Consider the following 6,424-nt stretch of genomic DNA (forward strand, 5'->3'; position numbering starts at 1 on the left):
ACCTCACCCGGCTCCTTCGGCTGCATCGACATTGACACTCTCCCCATACGACAACGGCGGTTCCCAAAACCACAACCGGGTCTTGGGAACCGCCGTCACGCAGTGCCCTGAATTAGCCAACAGCATCCTCCCGAAGGGTCCGGGGCACCCGCGTGTCACGGCTCGGGGGACGGCGGCGCGTTGCGGTGAGCCGTGTGCGTCAGCGTGCGCCGGGACGCGTCGCGGCGGCGGTGTCCGCTGCTACGGCCAGCGCGTCGGTGAGCGGCCGGTCGAGCAGTTGCACGAGGTCGGGGCTGGAGTTGCCAAGGAACCCGTGGCGGACGCTGGTGGCGATCGAGGTGAGCATCGGCGGCTGGAACGGCAGCAGTGTGTCGTCCGCGAGGAGCCGGGCGCGGTATTCGCTCAGCCCGATGGTCCGGTGTACGACGTCGAGGCGCTCGGCGATGTCCTCGGCGGTGATCGGGTCGCCGACCAGGTCGTACGTATGGCCGGCGTGCGCTGTCGGGTGGCCGGCAACGATGGCTGTTGCGGCAGCCAGGTCCGCCCGAGCCACCGCAGAGAGAGCGCCATCGCCAAAGGCCGACTCCAGACCGTCGGGTGTCCACGTCAACAACGCTCCGAAGAGCTCGGCGTAGAGCCCGTTGCGCAGGACCGTCCAGTCGAGCCCACTGGCCTTGACCAGTTTTTCAGTGGCGCGGTGGGCGAGCGCGAACCCGAGGTGATCCCCCGAGGCGGTCAGGCTGGTGTAGATCACATGTACGACGCCGTCGCGGACGGCGGCATCGAGAAGGGCCTGGTGCCGAGCGATGACCTGGTCGTCCTCGGCGTACCCGGCAGAGACCAGCACCAGCGTCGAGACACCGGTCAGGTCAAGGCCGGCGGGTTCGTCGAAGTCCAGGTGGCGCTGCCCATCGCCGGGAGTCCGGCTGCCGCCCAGGGCGGGCACGTTCCGTTCGGCCAACTCCTGCAGTGTGAGGGATGCGAGCCGTCCGTTCGCGCCGGTCACCATGATCATTGCGATTCGTTCTCCTGGGTGGTTCTCATCGGTAACTACGATGAGTCTCGGCCGGTCATGATCGGCCCACAAGGAGGCAGGTTGATGTCAGTGACGCACACCGAGGTAACCGCCGGGCCCGCAGCGCTCGACCCGTGCGGACAGCCTGACCACCCCGACTGCGGGATCCGCGACATCCTCGACCGCGTGGGCGACAAGTGGTCGGTCCTCGTGATCGTCGAGCTTGCGAGCGGCCCACGGCGTTTCAGGCAATTGCAACGCGCAATCGACGGGATCTCCCAGAGGATGCTGACCCTGACCGTGCGCCGGCTGGAACGCGATGGGCTGGTCCTTCGAACCGTCTATCCGACCGTGCCTGCTCAGGTGGACTATCGCCTCACCGAGACCGGTACGAGCCTGACCCATCTCGTCAAGGCGCTTGCCGACTGGTCACTGGAGCACCGGGACGGCATCGCCCGTGCCCGCCGGGCCTACGACGCGCAGCATCCCGCCGGCGAGATCCGATGACCGCCCGCGTCGAGTCCGAGGCGGACCTCGTCGAGCGGCTGAGGAAGGCGCCTCCCGAGGGGATGAGCGGGGGAGGGGCCGGGCGGCGCGCCGCGACTGCCCGAACAAGCTGTTCTCCCCGGTCCGGCGCGCGCTGGGTGCGGGGGACCGGCACACCCGCCCGCGCTCCAGGCCACCGCATCAGACGGCGTGAAGAACCGAGTCCGACAGAAGCCCCCGGTCCAGCAGCGGGCACCGGGGGCCCTGGTCGGTCATCTGATGTCGCGATCCCCGGATGTCGCGGAACTGTGCTGCATGTCGCCTGACCTGCGTCGGCACGCCTTCCGAAAGATCATCTTGCACGATTCCTGCACAAGCCGAGCCGGGGGCTGGAGCGCGGCCCTGACTTGCGTGGGGGCTGGCCGTCCGCAGGTTCGCCGCGGCCGTCTTCCTGCTGCGGGTCGACGTGCGCGGCGCGCTGCTGGCCGGAGTCGAGGGTGACGACCTTCTTCTTTCCCACCGGTCGTAGCCCCTTCTCACGGCGGGCCGCCCAGTGTTCCAAGGGCTCGTCCGTGCTCCTACCTCCGCCCAACGAGGGCAGCACCTTACCGGCCCCGGGCAAGTGGTGCGGCGGACCAGACAAGCCAGGACAGTGCGCCCGAGGGCCAGTGGCCGAGCCAGAACGCGGCGGCCGAGGGGTCGTCTTCGCCCTCGGTCGAGCCGTCGTGCAGCAGGTACTCGGTGGGGGCCAGGTAGCCCTCGCCCGGGGCGAGGCGTATCCGGAAGATGCGGATGGGGCGGCCATCGGCGACGTAGGCGCGGAAGTCGTCGGTGTGCGGGTACCGGTGGACGAAGTCGGCGGGGTGCATCGTGCGGCAGACGGTCTGGGCGTCGATGGCGCCGAGGATGATGTAGCGGGTTCCGGGGCCGAGGTTGAGGCAGAGCCGCCGTCGGCCGGTGTGCTTGTCCGGGTACTTGAGCTTGTCCCAGTCGTCGAGGTGCAGCCCGAGCAGCCGGCCGTGCTGGTAGTTGTCGGTGGTGGTGAGCATGTCGGGCTTGGCCAGGGCCTGCCCGAGGTACACGGCGTCCGGATCGCCCAGCGGCTGAGCCAGGTCTTCGAGCGGGTGACCGTCACGGAAGGGCGGCCGGACGATCTCCACCAGCGTGCTGTCGAGGGGCTTGCGGGGCGCGGTGAGTGACTTGACGTCCACGCCGGTCATGGACCGCCACTGCCCGGCAGGGATGACCGCGCCGGGCTCATAGGTGGTCTCGTCCTCGCGGGTGGTGCGGACGGAGGCGACCTCGCAGCGGGCGCGGAGCGCGGCCTGGTCGCCGTACACGATGTACAGCCGGGAAGCCACTGGTGGCGGCCCTTGGCCAAGGGATCTCGGAACGCGGAATTCTCACTGGATACAGGGATAGCGGTTCCGGATACTCGCCCAATGACCGGCGGCGAGTACACCGAAGAGCAATTGGTCGAGATCGGGCGTGAGAAGGGGAGGATGCCGCACGGGGGAACTTCGAGCGTAACCTGCAGGCCATTCTCAGCGAGCTGAGGCTTGTCCCGTAAACGATCTCTGAGGCGGTTCGGATGTGCGTGGGGCGTGGGCCGAAGCCAAGAAGGGGCTTGACACGTTCTTGCGCACCGCGGGAGCGTCGCGTGAGTTCACCCAGGTGTGGCTGACCGGATACTGCTACGACGAGACCGTCGACGTGGGCTAAGGCTGATCATCTTGAGCGAATACAACATCTACGCCGGCCACCGGCAGCCGCAGGCCCCCGTGGTCACCCTCGCGAAGACCCTGTGGGCCGACCTCGAAGCGGCCTTCGGCATCAGGTTCTCCGGTGACGCCGATGGGCAGTCCCCCTCCTTCACCTGGAGGGACAACGAGCGCTGGCTGAGCATCTGGGTCGCCGTGCCGCCGGACCTGGACGAGCCGCACCACTCCCACCCGGCCCGGGTCACTGCCAATCAGCCGGACTCGGACGCTTGGGCCCACCGGGTCTTCAACGCCCTGGAAGCAACGAACCGGTACTCGCTGTTCATGATCGAAGACGACGAGGACCTGGTCCGGACGAACTCGGAGCTCGCCCGCACCCAGTGGGAAGACCGCTGATCCCCTGACCCGCAGCCAACGATCTGTGTTTGTCCTTTCGGGGCCTCGTCTGAGTTGACGGTCCGTCAGCGCATCGGCCTCCCCTTGCACGGTTCTTGCAGAAGGGGGCGGAAACCACTGGAAGACGTCGAGGGGTGTCGGAAGGTGTTTCCGCGGTCAGCAGCCACTTTTGAGCGGTGTCTGTAAGGCCTGCATGGTGATCCTCTGTCCGTCTTCTTAGATGTCCCGGAAGGTTTCGATCTGGGCGCCCACCGAGTTCAGGCGCTCCGCCAGGTCCTCGTAGCCGCGGTTGATGACGTACACGTTGCGGAGGACCGAGGTGCCCTCCGCGGCCATCATCGCGAGCAGGACCACCACCGCCGGGCGCAGGGCCGGCGGGCACATCATCTCCGCCGCGCGCCAGCGCGTCGGGCCCTCCACCAGGACGCGGTGCGGGTCCAGGAGCTGGAGGCGGCCGCCGAGGCGGTTGAGGTCGGTGAGGTAGATCGCCCGGTTGTCGTACACCCAGTCGTGGATCAGGGTCTGGCCCTGGGCGACGGCCGCGATGGCCGCGAAGAACGGGACGTTGTCGATGTTCAGCCCGGGGAACGGCATCGGGTGGATCTTGTCGATCGGCGCCTCGAGCTTCGAGGGGCGGACCGTCAGGTCGACCAGGCGGGTGCGGCCGTTGTCGGCCGTGTACTCCGCCGAGCGGTCGTGGTCCAGGCCCATCTCCTCCAGGACCGCGAGCTCGATCTCCATGAACTCGATCGGGACCCGGCGGATGGTCAGCTCGGACTCCGTGACGACCGCGGCGGCGAGCAGGCTCATCGCCTCGACCGGGTCCTCGGAGGGCGAGTAGTCCACGTCCACGTCGATGTTCGGGACGCCGTGGACGGTGAGGGTCGTGGTGCCGACGCCGTCGACCCGGACGCCCAGCGCCTCCAGGAAGAAGCACAGGTCCTGGACCATGTAGTTGGAGGAGGCGTTGCGGATGACGGTGACACCGTCATGGCGGGCCGCGGCCAGCAGCGCGTTCTCGGTGACGGTGTCCCCGCGCTCGGTCAGCACGATCGGGCGGTCCGGGCTGACGTTCGGCTCCACCTTGGCGTGGTAGATGCCCTCGGTCGCCGTGATGTCCAGGCCGAAGCGGCGCAGGGCGATCATGTGCGGCTCGATGGTGCGGGTGCCGAGGTCGCAGCCGCCCGCGTAGGGGAGGCGGAACTGGTCCATGCGGTGCAGCAGGGGGCCCAGGAACATGATGATGCTCCGGGTCCGGACCGCCGCCTCCGCGTCGATGGCGTCCATGTCGAGGTCCGCCGGCGGTACGAGCTCCAGGTCGACGCCGTCGTTGATCCAGCGGGTGCGGACGCCGATGGAGTTCAGGACCTCCAGGAGCCGGTACACCTCCTCGATGCGGGCGACGCGGCGCAGCACCGTGCGGCCCTTGTTCAGGAGGGTGGCGCAGAGGAGCGCGACGCAGGCGTTCTTGCTCGTCTTGACGTCGATGGAGCCGGAGAGGCGGCGGCCGCCGACGACGCGCAGGTGCATCGGGCCGGCGTAACCGAGGGAGACGATCTCGCTGTCGAGCGCTTCGCCGATCCGGGCGATCATTTCAAGGCTGATGTTCTGGTTGCCGCGCTCGATGCGGTTCACGGCGCTCTGGCTGGTGCCCAGGGCGTCTGCAAGCTGACTCTGCGTCCAGCCACGGTGCTGCCGGGCGTCACGGATGAGCTTGCCGATGCGTACGAGGTAGTCGTCTGCCATGGGTGCACCGTATCTCAGATATGAGATGAGGTGCGTGTCGGGGGTGGCGGACGGGTGTTACCCAACGTCAGATGGACGGTGGGACACGGGCGGTGGGGGCGTAGTTGGCGGGGATGGGCAATTGCGTGGTGATTCGGGCAAATGGGTGATGGGGGGCGGAGGTGCGGCCGCCTCCGCCCCCCCCGCACCCGGCCTCAGCTCGCCGGGAGCGCTGCCACCGTCGAGGCGAAGGCGGCCGGATCGTCGCGCCAGGGGAAGTGGCCGGCTCCCGGGTGGACGACGAGCTTGGCGTGTCCGAAGAGGTCGGCGTACTCGGTCATCGCGGGGATCGGCCCCTGCAGGTCGAGTCCGCCGGCCAGGACGAGGACGGGGGACTCGGAGCGGCGCAGCGCGGCCCGCAAGGCGTCCGGGTCGTAGGCGCCGTCCGCGCCGAAGGCTGCTGCTGCCTCCTGGTTCTTGCGGCGCGCCGACTCGGCGGCGAAGTGCCGGGCGGAGTCGTCCCAGCTGCCGTGGAAGAAGGGTTCCACCGCCGTCCAGTCGTCGGAGCCGGCCTGGCCGGTGGTGATGCGCTCCAGCGCCGCGAACGCGGCCGGGAACCACGGCTCGCCGCGGCGGAGCCGTGCGGCCGCCAGCCGCTGCTCGCCGGTGATGGTGATGCCGGCGGCGGCGACGCTCGGGGTGATCAGCGCGAGCCGTCCGGTGTGCTGCGGATGCGTGGCCGCGTACAGCACGGCCAGGTTCGCGCCGGCGCTGTGCGCGAGCAGGTCCATGCGGGGGAGGGCGAGGTGCCGGCGCAGGGCTTCGAGGTCGGCGACCTGGCGGTCGCAGCGGTACGTCGCCGGGTCCGCGGGCGCGGCCGAGGCGCCGGTGCCGCGCGGGTCGAGCAGGATCAGGCGGCGGTGCGCGGCCAGGCCGCCGAGGTCGCCGAGGTACGCGGAATCCTGCATCGGGCCGCCGGGGAGGCAGACCAGGCCGGGGCCGGGCCCGTCCAGGACGCGGTAGTTGAGGAGGGTGCCGTCGTACGAGGTGAAGGTGGGCATGCGGGGGACGCTCGCAGGGC

The 6,424-nt window shown here is 69.4% G+C and carries 7 protein-coding genes; 2 read left to right on the forward strand and 5 right to left on the reverse strand.

The window, feature by feature from the left end; translation table 11 throughout:
• Positions 1 to 199: 199 nt before the first annotated feature.
• A complete protein-coding gene (locus tag EF903_RS26785; protein ID WP_125547404.1) occupies positions 200 to 1,015 on the reverse strand; it encodes an NmrA family NAD(P)-binding protein in 816 nt (271 codons plus the stop codon).
• Positions 1,016 to 1,099: 84 nt separating this feature from the next.
• Between EF903_RS26785 and EF903_RS26790 the strand changes: the two genes are divergently transcribed.
• Entirely contained in the window at positions 1,100 to 1,522 is a 423-nt protein-coding gene (locus tag EF903_RS26790) for a helix-turn-helix domain-containing protein (RefSeq protein ID WP_125547405.1), read from the forward strand.
• A gap of 331 nt (positions 1,523 to 1,853) precedes the next feature.
• Here EF903_RS26790 and EF903_RS36165 read toward each other — a convergent pair whose 3' ends face one another.
• Complete coding sequence (locus tag EF903_RS36165) at positions 1,854 to 2,105, reverse strand: DUF6087 family protein (RefSeq protein WP_399421764.1); 252 nt, start codon at positions 2,103 to 2,105, stop codon at positions 1,854 to 1,856.
• Position 2,106: 1 nt separating this feature from the next.
• Positions 2,107 to 2,862 carry a hypothetical protein gene (locus EF903_RS26795; RefSeq protein WP_125547407.1) on the reverse strand — a complete coding sequence of 252 codons (756 nt, stop codon included), beginning with the start codon at positions 2,860 to 2,862 and terminating at the stop codon, positions 2,107 to 2,109.
• 372 nt (positions 2,863 to 3,234) lie between these two features.
• Between EF903_RS26795 and EF903_RS26800 the strand changes: the two genes are divergently transcribed.
• Positions 3,235 to 3,618, forward strand: a complete 384-nt coding sequence (locus EF903_RS26800) for a hypothetical protein (RefSeq protein WP_125547409.1) — start codon at positions 3,235 to 3,237, stop codon at positions 3,616 to 3,618.
• Between the two features lie 216 nt (positions 3,619 to 3,834).
• Here the strand turns inward: EF903_RS26800 and EF903_RS26805 are convergent, their stop codons facing one another.
• Both EF903_RS26805 and EF903_RS26810 read right to left on the reverse strand, forming a co-directional pair.
• A complete protein-coding gene (locus EF903_RS26805) occupies positions 3,835 to 5,364 on the reverse strand; it encodes a UDP-N-acetylglucosamine 1-carboxyvinyltransferase (protein ID WP_125547412.1) in 1,530 nt (509 codons plus the stop codon).
• Positions 5,365 to 5,558: 194 nt separating this feature from the next.
• Complete coding sequence (locus EF903_RS26810; protein WP_125547414.1) at positions 5,559 to 6,404, reverse strand: alpha/beta fold hydrolase; 846 nt, start codon at positions 6,402 to 6,404, stop codon at positions 5,559 to 5,561.
• Between the last annotated feature and the right edge of the window lie 20 nt (positions 6,405 to 6,424).

This window comes from Streptomyces sp. WAC05292 (assembly GCF_003949955.1).
In the GTDB taxonomy this organism is placed as follows: Bacteria; Actinomycetota; Actinomycetes; order Streptomycetales; family Streptomycetaceae; genus Streptomyces; species Streptomyces globosus.

Coding starts and splice junctions, on each gene's coding strand:
- EF903_RS26790 (WP_125547405.1), top strand. CDS start 1,100: ATGTCAGTGACGCACACCGAGGTAACCGCCGGGCCCGCAGCGCTCGAC.
- EF903_RS26805 (WP_125547412.1), bottom strand. CDS start 5,364: ATGGCAGACGACTACCTCGTACGCATCGGCAAGCTCATCCGTGACGCC.
- EF903_RS26810 (WP_125547414.1), bottom strand. CDS start 6,404: ATGCCCACCTTCACCTCGTACGACGGCACCCTCCTCAACTACCGCGTC.
- EF903_RS26785 (WP_125547404.1), bottom strand. CDS start 1,015: ATGATCATGGTGACCGGCGCGAACGGACGGCTCGCATCCCTCACACTG.